Below are 12,422 nucleotides of genomic sequence, written 5' to 3' on the forward strand. Positions count from 1 at the left end.
TGACGCGGTTTTTTTATTCATTCTCTTCAGTAAATAACCTGCGTCATTTCACCTTTTATTGTTTCCGTTTCGTGTTTTATGGCTTTCCGTATTCTTGATTGTTTAATTTATGTAACACGCAAATAATCAATTTGTTAAACGCAACAAAAACTCATTACCCTGCACATAATTACAACTGGCAAAAGCCAGCGACGGGCTTTTATGCCCAGGAGATGACTCATGATGAGCAACGTTAAGAAAAAAGATGTGCCGCTGATTAGCATCAGCCTGGTGGCAATTCTTTTCATCGCCGCCACATTAAGCCTTTTTCCACAACAGTCAGCCGACGCGGCCAACGCAATATACACTTTTGTCACCCGTACGTTAGGTTCCGCCGTACAGGTATTAGTTTTACTGGCTATGGGGTTAGTGATTTATTTAGCCACCAGCAAATACGGTAATATTCGCCTCGGCGAAGGTAAACCGGAATACAGTACGCTCTCCTGGCTGTTTATGTTTATTTGCGCCGGTTTAGGCTCCTCCACACTTTATTGGGGCGTGGCTGAGTGGGCTTATTATTATCAAACGCCTGGTTTAAATATCGTGCCGCGTTCACAGCAGGCACTCGAATTTAGCGTCCCCTACTCCTTCTTCCACTGGGGGATCAGCGCGTGGGCAACTTATACGCTGGCCTCATTAATCATGGCCTACCATTTCCACGTGCGGAAAAACAAAGGTCTGAGTCTTTCCGGCATTATTGCCGCCATTACCGGCGTTCGTCCGCAAGGCCCGTGGGGAAAACTGGTTGATTTGATGTTCCTGATCGCCACTGTCGGCGCGCTGACCATTTCTCTGGTGGTAACGGCGGCAACCTTTACCCGTGGGCTTTCCGCGCTGACCGGTTTGCCAGATAACTTCACCGTGCAGGCATTTGTTATCTTGCTTTCCGGCGGCATTTTTTGCCTTAGCTCGTGGATTGGTATCAATAACGGTTTGCAACGTCTGAGCAAAATGGTCGGCTGGGGCGCGTTTCTGCTGCCATTGCTGGTCCTGATTGTTGGACCAACCGAGTTTATTACCAACAGCATCATCAATGCCATCGGCCTGACCACGCAAAACTTCCTGCAAATGAGCTTATTCACCGATCCACTTGGCGATGGTTCATTTACCCGCAACTGGACCGTTTTCTACTGGCTCTGGTGGATCTCTTACACGCCCGGCGTGGCAATGTTTGTCACCCGCGTATCACGTGGTCGTAAGATCAAAGAAGTTATCTGGGGACTGATCCTCGGTAGCACCATCGGCTGCTGGTTCTTCTTCGGCGTAATGGAAAGCTTTGCCATTCATCAGTTTATCAAGGGGATAATCAACGTCCCGCAGGTACTTGAAACATTGGGCGGTGAAACGGCTGTACAACAAGTTCTGATGTCGTTGCCAGCCGGTAAATTATTCCTCGCCGCTTATCTGGGCGTGATGATTATTTTCCTCGCCTCGCATATGGATGCGGTGGCCTACACCATGGCGGCAACCAGTACGCGTAATCTCCAGGAAGGTGACGATCCTGACCGTGGGCTGCGCCTGTTCTGGTGCGTGGTGATCACACTGATTCCACTGTCTATCTTATTTACTGGTGCGTCGCTGGAAACCATGAAAACCACCGTGGTACTTACAGCCCTTCCCTTCCTCGCCATTTTACTGGTGAAAGTGGGCGGATTTATTCGCTGGCTGAAACAGGATTACGCCGATATTCCGGCCCATCAAATTGAACATTATCTCCCGCAGACACCGGTTGAAGCCCCGGAAAAAACGCCAGTGCTCCCTGCGGGAACCGTATTCAAAGGCGACAACTGAGCGCCATCATCCTAACAATAAAGGTATCCCTATGAGCAATCTGAGCCCTGACTTAGTACTACCTGAAAATTTTTGCGCCAACCCGCAAGAAGCATGGACTATTCCGGCCCGTTTCTATACCGATCAGAACGCCTTTGAACACGAAAAAGAGAACGTCTTCGCTAAAAGCTGGATTTGCGTCGCCCACAGTAGCGAACTGGCGAATGCTAATGATTACGTAACGCGTGAGATCATTGGCGAAAGTATTGTGCTGGTACGCGGTCGTGATAAGGTTTTGCGCGCGTTCTATAACGTGTGTCCGCACCGTGGTCATCAGTTGTTGAGCGGTGAAGGAAAAGCAAAAAATGTGATCACCTGTCCGTATCACGCCTGGGCATTCAAACTCGATGGCAACCTGGCCCACGCGCGTAACTGTGAAAACGTCGCCAATTTCGACAGCGAAAAAGCGCAGCTGGTCCCGGTGCGTCTGGAAGAGTATGCCGGATTCGTCTTCATCAACATGGACCCCAACGCCACCAGCGTGGAAGATCAGTTACCTGGTCTGGGGGCAAAAGTGCTGGAAGCCTGCCCGGAAGTTCACGATCTGAAACTGGCAGCCCGCTTTACTACCCGCACACCTGCCAACTGGAAGAACATTGTCGATAACTATCTCGAGTGCTATCACTGTGGTCCGGCGCATCCTGGCTTCTCCGACTCCGTTCAGGTTGACCGTTACTGGCACACCATGCACGGCAACTGGACGCTGCAATACGGCTTTGCAAAACCATCCGAACAATCTTTTAAATTTGAAGAAGGTACGGATGCAGCGTTCCACGGTTTCTGGCTGTGGCCGTGCACCATGCTGAACGTCACGCCGATCAAAGGGATGATGACGGTCATTTATGAATTCCCGGTGGACTCTGAAACTACCCTGCAAAACTACGATATTTACTTCACCAATGAAGAGTTAACCGACGAGCAAAAATCGCTGATTGAGTGGTATCGCGATGTGTTCCGTCCGGAAGATTTACGTCTGGTGGAAAGCGTCCAAAAAGGGCTGAAGTCTCGCGGATATCGTGGACAGGGACGCATCATGGCCGACAGTAGCGGTAGCGGGATTTCCGAACACGGTATCGCCCATTTCCATAATCTGCTGGCGCAGGTGTTTAAGGACTAATGACATCGGCGGCGGTCTATTCCGTCGCCGGGCTGATTTTTGATGGAGTACAGCAATGTCAGACTATCAAATGTTCGAAGTACAGGTAAGCCAGGTTGAACCGCTTACCGAACAGGTGAAACGCTTCACGCTGGTGGCAACCGACGGCAAACCGCTGCCTGCGTTCACCGGCGGAAGTCACGTCATTGTGCAGATGGCCGATGGCGATAACCAGTACAGCAATGCGTACTCACTGCTGAGTTCGCCACTCGATACGTCTTGTTATCAGATTGCCGTTCGACGGGAAGAAAACTCGCGCGGTGGTTCGCGTTTTTTACATCAGAAGGTGAACGCAGGCGATCGGTTAACCATTTCAACGCCTAATAACCTGTTTGCTCTGGTTCCCACGGCTCGAAAGTATCTGTTTATCGCGGGCGGTATTGGTATCACCCCTTTCTTGTCGCACCTTGGCGAACTTCAACACAGCAACATTGACTGGCAATTACATTACTGTTCGCGAAGTCCCGAAAGTTGCGCCTTTCGTGATGAGTTAGTCCAGCATCCGCAGGCTGAGAAAATTCATTTGCATCATTCATCAACCGGAACGCGACTGGAATTAGCGCGGTTATTGGCGGATATCGAACCGGGTACACACGTTTATACCTGTGGCCCCGAAGTACTGAATGAAGCGGTAAAAAACGAAGCCGCGCGTCTGAACATAGCCGCCGATACGCTGCACTTTGAGCAGTTTGCTATTGAGGACAAAACTGGCAATGCGTTTACACTGGTGCTTGCCCGTTCCGGTAAAGAGTTTGTGGTGTCGGAAGAGATGACTATTTTGCAGGTTATTGAAAATAATAAAGCGGCAAAAGTGGAATGTTTATGTCGTGAAGGGGTATGCGGGACCTGCGAAACGGCAATTCTGGAAGGTGAAGCTGACCATCGGGATCAGTATTTTAGCGATGAAGAGCGTGCCAGCCAGCAAAGTATGTTGATCTGTTGTTCACGCGCGAAGGGTAAACGGCTGGTGTTAGATTTGTAGTTTGTCTGAAGCCGGACGTGGCGCTGGCTGCGCCCTGTCCGGCTCAGGAAAGTTTTACTGCGGATATTCCTGCAATAAATTGTGCAATGCTTCTGCCATCAATTCACCACGCCAGCCGGAAACCAGCTCTGGTAAATTGTTCTGTGGTTTTAATTTCCAGTGCCAGTTCAGCAGTTGGTTGATTTGCCGACGCGATGCCAGCAATTCGACGCTGATCTTGTGCGTTTCGCTCACGTCAGTAATCAGCGACTTAATCGCTTTAAACGCTTTGCGATAACCAGGCATATCCATCAGGTTAAGCATCGGCTGCGGTAATGCCTCTTCCGGCAATGCCTGCGCTTTCTCTACCAGCGCCAGCAGCGTTTTACCGTGGAAGCGAATTTCACTACCGGATAACCCCAGGCTGTCCAGTTCGCCAAGACTTCCCGGCATATAACGCGCTACCGACCACAAATGTTCTTCACGCACGACAAAGTTCACCGCCAGATCGCGCTCCCGCGCCTTGCGCAGCCGCCAGTCAGCGAGCAGTTGCAGGCAGGCCAGTTGGCGCGTTCTTAATTGCCAGGCATTGGTGATATCACGCCATGCATCTTCCGGCGCAACAATCTCCTGGCGACGCGTTTGCATCAGGCGACATTCATCCAGCGCCGCAGGTAGCCAGCCAGAGGATTCGGTTTCAACCATCAGCTTTGCGGTGATCGGCAATAAATACCAGACGTCCGCTGCCGCGTATTCGCACTGACGTTCGGTTAGCGGTCTTGCCAACCAGTCGGTGCGCGATTCGCTCTTGTCCAGCGTAACGCCAGTATACTCTTCCACCATGGAGGCAAATCCCCACGACATCGGGCGTCCGCAGAAAGCAGCAAGGATTTGCGTGTCAATTAGGGGTTGAGGTAACTCGCCAAAGACATTGAGGAACACTTCCAGATCCTCACTGCCCGCATGGAGAAATTTGGTGATGGACGGATCGCGCAGGATCGCTTTCAGCGGTGACCAGTCGGTGATCCCGAGCGGATCGATTAGCGCCAGATGCTCGCCATCGAAAAGTTGAATCAGCCCCAGCTGCGGGTAATAGGTGCGCGTACGAACAAATTCAGTATCCAGGGCTATCGCCGGAAAGGCACGGACAGCTTCACACAAAGAAGCCAGCGCATCGTCCGTGGTAATCATTTGGTAATTCAAATTGAAATCTCTTTAGTGGGCGTCAAAAAAAACGCCGGATTAACCGGCGTATGACGACTGACTTAACGCTCAGGCTTTATTGTCCACTTTGCCGCGCGCTTCGTCACGTAATTCTCGTCGCAAAATTTTTCCGACGTTAGATTTCGGTAACTCATCACGAAACTCCACCAGCTTCGGTACTTTGTAGCCCGTGAGCTGACGGCGGCAAAAGGTCACCAGTGACTCTTCGGTAAGCGACGCGTCTTTTTTCACTACGAAGATTTTCACCGCTTCGCCACTGGAGCCGGAAGGTACGCCAACAGCCGCCACTTCCTGTACGCCAGGATGCTGCATGACCACATCCTCAATCTCGTTGGGATAGACGTTAAAACCGGAAACCAGAATCATGTCTTTTTTACGATCGACAATGCGCAGGAATCCTTCTTCATCCATCACCGCGATGTCGCCGGTGTGTAACCAACCGTTTTTGATGATTTCATCGGTAGCATCCGGTCGCTGCCAGTAGCCCAGCATCACCTGTGGACCTCTGACACAAAGTTCGCCCGGTTGCCCCGGTGGTACTTCGTTATCATCATCATCCACCAGTTTGGCTTCCGTCGATGGCACCGGTAATCCAATGCTACCGCTGTGATAATCAATGTCGTACGGGTTAACGCTCACCAGCGGCGCACACTCGGTCAGACCATAACCTTCAAGCAAATATTGTCCGGTCAGTTTCACCCAGCGTTCTGCCACCACTTGTTGAACAGGCATCCCACCGCCTGCGGAAAGATGCAGACTGGAGAAATCCAGTTGCTGGAACTCTTTATTGTTCAGCAACGCGTTGAACAAGGTGTTAACGCCGGTGATGGCGGTAAACGGATATTTCGCTAACTCTTTCACCAGCCCCGGAATATCGCGTGGGTTAGTGATTAGCAAGTTCTGCCCGCCCAGTTCAATAAACAGCAGGCAGTTAATGGTTAGTGCAAAAATGTGATACAGCGGCAGCGCCGTCACCACCAGCTCTTTACCCGGATGCAGCAATGGCCCATAAGTGGCGTTAACCTGTTCCAGATTCGCCAGCATATTGCGGTGCGTCAGCATCGCGCCTTTCGCCACCCCAGTGGTGCCGCCAGTGTACTGCAGGAAGGCTAAGTCTTCCGGCACCAGTTCAGGTTTGACATACTGCATACGGTAGCCGTTATGCAGGGCGCTACGAAATGAAATGGCATCTGGCAGATGATATTTCGGTACCAGACGTTTGATGTATTTAACAACGAAGTTAACCAGTGTGCCTTTCGCTGTCGAAAGCTGATCGCCCATACGGGTCAGGATAACGTGCTGAACTGCGGTTTTATCGACCACTTTTTCCAGCGTATGAGCAAAGTTGGACACAATGACAATCGCCGATGCGCCGCTGTCATTGAGCTGATGCTCAAGCTCGCGCGGGGTATACAACGGGTTGACGTTTACGACGATCATCCCGGCACGCAAAATACCAAACAGCGCCACCGGATACTGCAATAAATTAGGCATCATCAGTGCAACGCGATCGCCCTTTTTAAGCCCCAGCCCTTGTTGCAAATAAGCGGCAAACGCGCGACTGCGTTCTTCCAGCTTGCGGAAGGTCATTACCTCCCCCATATTCATAAATGCGGGCTGATCGGCGTAGCGCGCGACCGACTGCTCAAACATATCTACCAGAGATTGATAACGGTCAGGGTTGATCTCCGTCGGAACATCCGCGGGATAACGGTTAAGCCAAACCTTCTTCAATTCTTCACCTCTATAATGCGTGTTCGTCGTCATCGCAACCCCAAGTGATAAACATGTTATTAACATAATATTAACTCATCTTACCAGCTTGATAATTACCCAAGGAAAAGGTTGCGAAGCGCGTCACTATTTATTTTTATCTTTACCGTAAGAATGCAGAAACAGCGGACCAGCCGCTGTTTCTTTTTCTTTAAAAACAAGCAATTATTCAGTCACAACTGTTTGTACTCTCGCGGGACCTGGATTATACCAGCCCCAGCCGCCGTAACCATAGGGCCAGCCCCGCCCACCATAAAACCAGGGATCAATCGGCTGTGGCGGCATAATCACCTGCTGGGTTAAATGCCAACGTTTGTAACCCGTTGCCTGCATTACCATAAATTTATAGGGCGTGTTGCCGATTTTGCCGTCAACCGTACCGGTGATAGGCCCGACAACTGTCACCAGCTGCCCTCGGAAATCGACCGGATCAAGAAAACCATTCACATCGGCATAAATGCGACCGCGAGAAGGCTCTCCCAGCGTCGGTCTGGCTCCGCTGTCCAGCGGTACGGTGGCAATTTCCAGGCGGGTTTTCCCTTGCTGGTTTTGCACCGTAACCACTTTACCGCCAAATCGCGCCTCCTGACCAACGTACAGCTGCGGCGCACTCATCACCCGAACTAAATCTTGTTGCGGCGTTGGACTACTGCCTTTAATGGCGTCCGGCACAGTGACACAACCGCTCAGTATTAGCGCAAACGTACCTGCCAGTATGCCTTTGATAACATTGTTTTGAACCGCCATGATGCGACTCCTTTTTCTCAGGGCATACTCTTAAGATTCATTCTTTGCCTGGAAGTTTCTTCCAGGCAACGTTGTTACGCAAATAAACCGGCTCGGCATGTTCCACCGCCACCGTTTTACCCTCAGTCAACATCTGACAGGCAATTGGCAGCATATCTTCTGCGGCAGGCAGTAACACTTCGCCATCGCGCAAAATCAGCCCGCTCTCTTTACCGAGATCCGGCCAGGCTTGCCAGCCTGTACCCACGGTCAGCCATTCACCGGAAAGCTGTTGCATCCGCTCATGAACAAGTTCTGGTTTGAGTACGGCTTCGGTTTCTTCACCGTGCCAGATACCGTTTTCATCACGCTGATATTCGGCCCAGTAAACTTCGCCCATTCGTGCGTCAATGGCTGCCAGTACGCGGGTTGCACCAGTTTTGCGCCATGCCCCTTGCGCCATCGTCATAAGCGTGGAGACGCCAATCATCGGCAGCTCCGCGCCAAGCGCAAGCCCTTGTGCAATGCCAATACCGATGCGCACGCCGGTAAAGCTACCGGGGCCGCGTCCGTAAGCCAGAGCATTTATGTCAGTCAGGGAGGTTCCGCTGGTGGTCAGGATATCCTGCACCATCGGTAAGATTCGTTGAGTATGTTCACGAGGGCAAAGCTCGAAATGAGCATTGACAGCACCGTCGTTCCACAGGGCGACAGAGCAGGCCTCTGTCGCGGTATCGATAGCCAGAATTCGCATGGGTCTTCGTGCTTAGATCAATAAAAAGGCGCGCATCATACCATACTCCGTCACAAATTACCTGGAGGAAGGTATCGCAAGAAAACGAACCGCACGGGCAATATCACGTGTACGCGGCGCGGGCGGCAGGCTGGCAAGGAAAGTGGCGCCATAAGGGCGCATCACCAGCCGATTGTCGCAAATCACCAGCACACCGCGATCGTCGGCGTCGCGAATTAGTCGCCCTACTCCCTGTTTGAGAGTAATGACGGCATCTGGCAGTTGCACTTCGTCGAACGGATCGCCACCGCGCAAACGGCAATCTTCCATCCGCGCTTTTAACAGTGGGTCATCCGGCGAGGTAAACGGCAACTTGTCGATAATCACCAATGACAACGTATCGCCACGCACGTCCACCCCTTCCCAGAAACTGCTGGTTGCTACAAGAAGCGCGTTACCGGCGCTGACAAACTGCTGCAACAGTTGGCCTTTGCTGGTTTCCCCCTGCAACAAGACGGGAAGCGTCATGGTGGCGCGGAACTGCTCGGCCAGATCGCGCATCATGGCGTGCGAGGTACAAAGCATAAAACAACGACCATTATTGGCTTCGATGATCGGTCGCAGCATTGCTGCCAGTTGCCGCGCAGACCCCGGCTGATTGGTTTGCGGCAGGTTACGCGGCACACAGAGTAACGCCTGGCGGCTGTAATCAAAGGGGCTGGGCAACAGCAACGATTCAGCCTGTTCGATACCAAGCCGCGAAGTGAAATGATGCAGATCGTCATTCACCGACAGCGTTGCCGAGGTAAAGATCCAGCTTCCGGGCTTTTGCTCCATTAACTCTTTGAATTTATCCGCCACGCTTAACGGCGTCAGCGCCAGGGTAAAATGGCGTGAGGTACATTCGTACCAGTAGCTATAGCCCGGCTGATTGATCTCTTTTAGCCGTTTCAGTCGTGTGCGATATAACGTGGCGCGTTCAAATGCCCCATCCAACAAGGCGGAGCGTCCCAGCGACAGTTTCGCCACGTCATAACAAAGTTCAAGGGTGTCATCGAGCAGTAAAAACGCTCGCTGAATTTGCGGATTGGCTAACAGTTCGCGCAGGTTGCCGCGATAGCCTGGCTCACCGAGTTGCAGGCGAAAATCCTGCGCGCTCTGGGCAAGGCGATCAGCGCACTTTTGTAACTGTTGGGTATCTTTTAATTCGGTGCGGTAGGCAATGGTGATGTCTTTTGCCAGGTCGAGCAGTTGTCGACTGGAGAGTGACTGACCAAAATACTGGCTGGCAATATCCGGCAATTGGTGGGCTTCGTCGAAGATCATGACGTCTGCTTCCGGGATCAGTTCGCCAAATCCGCTCTCTTTCACCACCATATCTGCCAGAAACAGATGATGGTTTACCACCACCACATCGGCGTCCATCGCTTTTTTGCGTGCTTTGACCACAAAGCAATCTTTATACATCGGGCAATCGCTGCCGAGACAATTATCGTTGGTGCTGGTGACCAACGGCCACGCCTGCGAATCTTCCGCCACGCTAACGCAGGTGCTGATATCGCCATCTACCGTCTGATTTGACCAGGAACGCAGCAGGATCACATCGCTTAAGGTTTGTACTGGTAAATCGCCGCCCGCCAGCGCCTGCTGTTCGAGACGTTCGATGCAGAGATAGTTTGAGCGCCCTTTCAGCAACGCCACGTTGCCCGTGTATTTCAATGCCTTTGAGACTGTTGGCAAATCGCGGCTGTAGAGCTGATCCTGCAACGCTTTTGAGCCGGTTGAGATAATGACTTTCTTTTTCGCCCGCAGCGCAGGGGCAAGGTAGGCGTAGGTTTTGCCCGTACCGGTTCCTGCTTCCACCACCAGCGGCTGGCTTTTTTCTATCGCCCCGGTGACGGCTACCGCCATCTGTCGCTGTGGTTCTCGCGGCTTAAAGCCAGGTATCGCTTTCGCCAGTTGACCGTCTGGTGCAAAATCGTCCGTCACACTACCCCCTGTTGATTTGAACAGGGATTATGTCAGGCCAGGTTGCTTTTCGCCAGCTGAAGTGGTGACGACGACCTTACATTGTGGCAGTCTTTGCAGCACAAAAATGGAATGATAATGAGGACAAAATGATGACTATCGTTCGTATCGACGCCGAAGCCCGCTGGTCTGATGTGGTGATCCACAACAACACGCTCTATTACACTGGTGTACCGGAAAACCTCGACGCCGATGCTTTTGAGCAAACGGCAAATACGCTGGCGCAAATTGACGCCGTGCTGGAAAAACAGGGCAGCAATAAATCGAGCATTCTGGATGCAACCATTTTCCTTGCCGATAAAAACGACTTTGCGGCAATGAATAAAGCATGGGATGCCTGGGTTGTCGCGGGCCATGCACCGGTGCGCTGCACGGTGCAAGCGGGCCTGATGAATCCGCAGTACAAGGTTGAAATTAAGATTATCGCGGCGGTTTAATTCCAGAAAAAAAATTCTATCACGGCAAAAGCCACACAATATTTTATCGAAAACACTGGCCGATTTTGAATTAAATGGCCAGTGTTTAAGCGCTGATTTTAGATGGGTAATGCCCCTTCAGGTTATTTATTCTTTATTTTTATTGATTCAGCGTTATTTATTCACAACTGATATTAATCAGCAAAATCAAATCATTATGCTAACTCTCTGAATTAACCTACTCTGGTTTTCTTCCTGCTACCTTTCTTGCCTGAAAACCCTGGCTGAAGCGATTCGATTTACAGTTAATTTGCGGTACATCACTACATAAACGGCCATGACCTGCTACCTTTAAAATACCTGAATGTCAATAGGTTAACTAATGAGATATCATTATAATCCCTTTGATATTGGACGCAATTTAAGGTCATATATAGCCTTGTTGTTCACATGGTTAATTTTAAGGAAAAGAATATGCCTGCAGTAATAGATAAAGCTCTGGATTTTATTGGTGCCATGGATGTATCAGCATCAACGCCAAGTTCTATGAATGAAAGTACGGCGAAGGGAATATTTAAATATTTGCATGATCTGGGTGTACCCGCGAGTGTCGCCGATATTACTGCGCGAGCCGACCAGGAAGGTTGGAATCCTGGATTCACGGAAAAAATGGTGGGATGGGCAAAAAAAATGGAGTCTGGTGAACGTATTGTGATTAAAAACCCAGAATACTTTTCGTCATACATGCAAGAAGAACTCAAAGCACTGGTATGAGTTAATTCTCTATCAGCAAAAATTGATCAGGACGCTTTTGTTGACCACATAAAAGCGTCTTTTTCTTGCCATCATAAACTCCGCCAAATTCACTCAACCAACACAGCTCCGTAAATCTTTGGATCAAATTCTGCAGGCCAGACGGTTCGTTTGTCATAATGCGCCCCGTTAAAACAGACATTCTGAAGATCTGTCCCTGCGAAATTAGCGCCTCTTAAATCGGCAGCGGTAAAATCTGCCCCACAAAGTCGTGCGTGGCTAAAATCAGCAGCAATAGGTCGTGACTGAGCAAAATTACAATTCGTCAGATCGGCGTGGTTTAACCAGGCACACATCAGGGCAGATCTCGAAAGGTTCCCCCCAATAAGGGAAGTTTTGATAAAACTGATATTACGCAGATGCGCATCATTAAACCGTGCACCATCCAGGCACATACCGTCAAAAATGGCACGATGTAAGTTCATGCCGGAAAAATCCCAGCCGATGAGACTATCCGTATCAAGATACAGGACGTCATCCATGACGAAATCGATACGGATCATTGTGTGTTACTCGTCTTCATCCTCAAAACGCGCCACTATCCGCTCGCCGGAATGATTGGCGCGTAACTCTTCGGCTACCAGTGCGATTGCCTGACCGCTGCTCATCCCCTGTGCCATTAATTCCTGAATACGCTCAACGGCTTTTTGCTGCTGTTCATGGGTGAGTGAAGGTAAACCTGCAAACATTGTTAACTCCTGCTAAATTGTTGGCGCTAATTAT

12 protein-coding genes are annotated in these 12,422 nt (G+C 50.7%); 5 read left to right on the forward strand and 7 right to left on the reverse strand.

Translation table 11 applies throughout. The annotated features are described in order from the left end of the window. Positions 1 to 219: 219 nt before the first annotated feature. Genes yeaV through yeaX form a run of 3 tightly spaced genes read left to right on the forward strand, consistent with a single transcriptional unit; the run spans position 220 to position 4,007 of the window. A complete protein-coding gene (yeaV, locus tag A9180_RS13500; RefSeq protein ID WP_064529224.1) occupies positions 220 to 1,830 on the forward strand; it encodes a BCCT family transporter YeaV in 1,611 nt (536 codons plus the stop codon). Between the two features lie 31 nt (positions 1,831 to 1,861). Further along, positions 1,862 to 2,986: a carnitine monooxygenase, oxygenase subunit YeaW gene (gene yeaW / locus A9180_RS13505; RefSeq protein ID WP_064529225.1), complete on the forward strand. Its 1,125-nt coding sequence runs from the start codon at positions 1,862 to 1,864 to the stop codon at positions 2,984 to 2,986. Positions 2,987 to 3,041: 55 nt separating this feature from the next. After that, the gene (gene yeaX, locus A9180_RS13510; RefSeq protein ID WP_064529226.1) at positions 3,042 to 4,007 is read left to right on the forward strand and encodes a carnitine monooxygenase reductase subunit YeaX; all 966 of its coding nucleotides are present in this window, start codon (positions 3,042 to 3,044) and stop codon (positions 4,005 to 4,007) included. A gap of 54 nt (positions 4,008 to 4,061) precedes the next feature. Here the strand turns inward: yeaX and rnd are convergent, their stop codons facing one another. The 5 genes from rnd to A9180_RS13535 all read right to left on the reverse strand — a co-directional run bounded on the left by rnd (position 4,062) and on the right by A9180_RS13535 (position 10,431). Next, on the reverse strand, positions 4,062 to 5,177 hold the full coding sequence (gene rnd / locus A9180_RS13515; RefSeq protein ID WP_064529227.1) for a ribonuclease D: 1,116 nt from the start codon (positions 5,175 to 5,177) through the stop codon (positions 4,062 to 4,064). A gap of 81 nt (positions 5,178 to 5,258) precedes the next feature. Further along, the gene (gene fadD / locus A9180_RS13520) at positions 5,259 to 6,944 is read right to left on the reverse strand and encodes a long-chain-fatty-acid--CoA ligase FadD (RefSeq protein WP_077883524.1); all 1,686 of its coding nucleotides are present in this window, start codon (positions 6,942 to 6,944) and stop codon (positions 5,259 to 5,261) included. A 204-nt stretch (positions 6,945 to 7,148) separates the two neighbouring features. Beyond that, complete coding sequence (gene yeaY / locus A9180_RS13525; RefSeq protein WP_064529229.1) at positions 7,149 to 7,730, reverse strand: Slp family lipoprotein YeaY; 582 nt, start codon at positions 7,728 to 7,730, stop codon at positions 7,149 to 7,151. A gap of 37 nt (positions 7,731 to 7,767) precedes the next feature. Continuing rightward, positions 7,768 to 8,463: a tRNA (adenosine(37)-N6)-threonylcarbamoyltransferase complex dimerization subunit type 1 TsaB gene (tsaB, locus tag A9180_RS13530; protein ID WP_064529230.1), complete on the reverse strand. Its 696-nt coding sequence runs from the start codon at positions 8,461 to 8,463 to the stop codon at positions 7,768 to 7,770. Between the two features lie 57 nt (positions 8,464 to 8,520). Next, positions 8,521 to 10,431, reverse strand: a complete 1,911-nt coding sequence (locus A9180_RS13535; protein WP_064529231.1) for an ATP-dependent DNA helicase — start codon at positions 10,429 to 10,431, stop codon at positions 8,521 to 8,523. Between the two features lie 131 nt (positions 10,432 to 10,562). Between A9180_RS13535 and A9180_RS13540 the strand changes: the two genes are divergently transcribed. Next, on the forward strand, positions 10,563 to 10,907 hold the full coding sequence (locus A9180_RS13540) for a RidA family protein (protein ID WP_010376144.1): 345 nt from the start codon (positions 10,563 to 10,565) through the stop codon (positions 10,905 to 10,907). A gap of 453 nt (positions 10,908 to 11,360) precedes the next feature. Beyond that, on the forward strand, positions 11,361 to 11,660 hold the full coding sequence (locus A9180_RS13545; protein ID WP_064529232.1) for a DUF1889 family protein: 300 nt from the start codon (positions 11,361 to 11,363) through the stop codon (positions 11,658 to 11,660). Between the two features lie 89 nt (positions 11,661 to 11,749). On the opposite strand, the gene A9180_RS13550 is transcribed toward A9180_RS13545, so the two are convergent. Then, on the reverse strand, positions 11,750 to 12,202 hold the full coding sequence (locus A9180_RS13550; RefSeq protein WP_064529233.1) for a pentapeptide repeat-containing protein: 453 nt from the start codon (positions 12,200 to 12,202) through the stop codon (positions 11,750 to 11,752). A gap of 6 nt (positions 12,203 to 12,208) precedes the next feature. Beyond that, positions 12,209 to 12,388, reverse strand: a complete 180-nt coding sequence (locus A9180_RS13555) for a YoaH family protein (RefSeq protein ID WP_000457334.1) — start codon at positions 12,386 to 12,388, stop codon at positions 12,209 to 12,211. Positions 12,389 to 12,422: the final 34 nt, after the last annotated feature.

Origin of the sequence: Escherichia sp. B1147, assembly GCF_001660175.1 — a bacterium.
GTDB lineage: Bacteria > Pseudomonadota > Gammaproteobacteria > Enterobacterales > Enterobacteriaceae > Escherichia > Escherichia whittamii.

Coding starts and splice junctions, on each gene's coding strand:
- yeaV (WP_064529224.1), top strand. CDS start 220: ATGATGAGCAACGTTAAGAAAAAAGATGTGCCGCTGATTAGCATCAGC.
- yeaW (WP_064529225.1), top strand. CDS start 1,862: ATGAGCAATCTGAGCCCTGACTTAGTACTACCTGAAAATTTTTGCGCC.
- yeaX (WP_064529226.1), top strand. CDS start 3,042: ATGTCAGACTATCAAATGTTCGAAGTACAGGTAAGCCAGGTTGAACCG.
- rnd (WP_064529227.1), bottom strand. CDS start 5,177: ATGATTACCACGGACGATGCGCTGGCTTCTTTGTGTGAAGCTGTCCGT.
- yeaY (WP_064529229.1), bottom strand. CDS start 7,730: ATGGCGGTTCAAAACAATGTTATCAAAGGCATACTGGCAGGTACGTTT.
- tsaB (WP_064529230.1), bottom strand. CDS start 8,463: ATGCGAATTCTGGCTATCGATACCGCGACAGAGGCCTGCTCTGTCGCC.
- A9180_RS13540 (WP_010376144.1), top strand. CDS start 10,563: ATGACTATCGTTCGTATCGACGCCGAAGCCCGCTGGTCTGATGTGGTG.
- A9180_RS13545 (WP_064529232.1), top strand. CDS start 11,361: ATGCCTGCAGTAATAGATAAAGCTCTGGATTTTATTGGTGCCATGGAT.
- A9180_RS13550 (WP_064529233.1), bottom strand. CDS start 12,202: ATGATCCGTATCGATTTCGTCATGGATGACGTCCTGTATCTTGATACG.
- A9180_RS13555 (WP_000457334.1), bottom strand. CDS start 12,388: ATGTTTGCAGGTTTACCTTCACTCACCCATGAACAGCAGCAAAAAGCC.